Source organism: Streptomyces botrytidirepellens (genome assembly GCF_003721215.1).
GTDB classification, from domain to species: domain Bacteria; phylum Actinomycetota; class Actinomycetes; order Streptomycetales; family Streptomycetaceae; genus Streptomyces; species Streptomyces himastatinicus.
The window spans coordinates 1-1,689 of sequence record NZ_RIBZ01000472.1 but is presented as its reverse complement, the minus strand read 5'-3'; the positions used below and the strand labels follow the sequence as shown (position 1 = coordinate 1,689).

Sequence of the window (1,689 nt, the reverse complement as noted above, 5' to 3'; positions counted from 1 at the left end):
GCGTGCCCCGGTGCGGGGCTGCCTGCCCTGCTGACCCGCCCCTGCCCGGGGTCCGGGGAGTCCCGGTGTTGGTGGCCCGCCTTCCCGGTCGGGGGGCCGGGGCCGCGAATCTCCGACCCCGAACCGCCCGCCCCCTGGGGCCGGGGCCCGGGGCGGAGCCCCGGTTTCGGGAAGGGGCGGGGTAGGGGAAACAGCCACCGCTCAGCTAGCCGGTTATCGCCGCCCGCAGCCGCGGACGCCCCGACCGGGGGCCCGGGGCCCGCCCCGTGGAGATCAGCCCCCGGCCAACTCGGCGCGCATCGCCGCCCGCAGCCTCAGCGTCCCCACCAATCGCTGGAACGCCTCCGACCAGTACCCGCCGGCGCCCGGCGCCGCGCCCTCCGGCTCGTCCGGGAGGGCGGTCAGGACCTCCAGGCGGTCCGCCTGGGCCGGGTCGAGGCAGCGCTCGGCCAAGCCCATGATCCCGCTGAAACTCCACGGGTAGCTGCCCGCGTCCCGCGCGATGTCCAGCGCGTCCACGACCGCCCCGCCCAGCGGCTCGGCCCACGGCACGGCGCACACCCCCAGCAGCCGGAACGCGTCGGACAGCCCGTGGGAGGCGATGAAGTCGGCGACCCACTGCGCCCGTTCCGCCGGGGGCAGGGCGGACAGCAGCTTCGCCGGGTCCCGCCAGACCGCCGGGGCGGACTCGCCCGCGGCGACGGGGGGCGCGCCCGGCGTGCCGAGGAGCGCGCGCGACCACTGCGCGCTCCGTTGCCGCACGGCCGCCCGGCACCAGGCGGCGTGCAGGTCGCCCTTCCAGCCGTCGGCGACCGGCAGGGCCACGATCCGGTCCGCGTCCAGCCCCCCGAACCACTCGGACCAGCAGCCCAGCGGCGTGGCCTCCACCAGTTGGCTCAGCCACCAGGACCGTTCCCCCCGACCGGACGGCGGCTTGGGCACGACGCCGTCGCGCTGCATCCCGCTGTCGCACTGCGCCGGTGCGTCGACGGTGATCTGTGCGCCGTCCGGGGACAGGGAGACGCAGGCCGCGGACCGCTCCGCCATCCGCGCGGCGAACGCGGAACCGGGCAGCGCGGCCAGCAGCTCGGCGGCGGTCGCCCGCACGTTCCGGCTGCGGTCGGACAGCGCCTGCTCCAGGAAGGGTTCGTCGGAGGGCACGAGGTCGTCGCGGAGCGAGTCCAGGAACATCAGCCGGTCTTCCGCCCGCTCCGCGGACCAGGTGCCGCCGAGCAGGGCGAGCCCGGCCGCCGGGTCGCGGTGGCGGGTCCTGGCCAGCAGCGACACTCGCTCGGCGAACAGCCCCTCCTCCCACTGCCGCCGCACGTCGGCGTCGTCCGACTCGGACGCGGGCGCCGTGCCCCGCCCGGGCGGCCCGCCCCGCAGGGCGAACTTCCAGTCCGGGTTGAGCCGGGCGAGCCACAGCGCCCGCGGTCCGCCGAGGGTGAGCGCATCGGGCCGCAGGTCGGTACGGGCGCGGGCCGCGTCGAGCAGGGTCGGGAGCAGCGCGTCGGGCGCGCGGTAGCCGTGCTGGTTGGCGAGGGCGAGCCACTGGGGCAGCAGCTCGGCCAGGTCGGGGGCGGAACGCGGTCCGCTGCGCCCGGGGGACGAGCGGTCGGCGAGCAGCATCGCCAGCCGACTGCGGGCGGCGCGCGGAAGCGGCGGGCGCGGGTCCTCGGGCGCGGGGGC

General features: G+C 78.3%; 1 protein-coding gene. It reads right to left on the bottom strand.

Annotation, left to right across the window (positions count from 1 at the left end):
* Positions 1-273 precede the first annotated feature (273 nt).
* Positions 274-1,689, bottom strand: a 1,416-nt coding sequence (locus EEJ42_RS31690) for a DUF5691 domain-containing protein (RefSeq protein WP_123105316.1), incomplete at its 5' end; no start/stop codon positions are given.